Here is a 288-nt window from a genome sequence, read left to right on the forward strand (position 1 = left end):
GTTATGAAGTATGGTGGGCCTAAATGGACTCGAACCATCGACCTCACGCTTATCAGGCGTGCGCTCTAACCAGCTGAGCTATAGGCCCATACCATAAATATAGAGAGAATTGCTCCCTCAAAACTAAACAAACAAAAAGCAGTCAACTTGTTATCAGTCCATAAGGACTGCATTATCCTTAGAAAGGAGGTGATCCAGCCGCACCTTCCGATACGGCTACCTTGTTACGACTTCACCCCAATCATCTGTCCCACCTTAGGCGGCTGGCTCCAGTGAGGTTACCCCACC

At 48.6% G+C, this 288-nt stretch carries 1 tRNA gene and 1 rRNA gene; both read right to left on the reverse strand.

Annotated features, from left to right (window positions below):
- Positions 1-11: 11 nt before the first annotated feature.
- A tRNA-Ile gene (locus M3226_RS31855) sits at positions 12-88 on the reverse strand.
- 94 nt (positions 89-182) lie between these two features.
- A 16S ribosomal RNA gene (locus tag M3226_RS31860) occupies positions 183-288 on the reverse strand; the annotation flags it as partial.

The sequence above is a fragment of the Neobacillus cucumis genome (assembly GCF_023715505.1).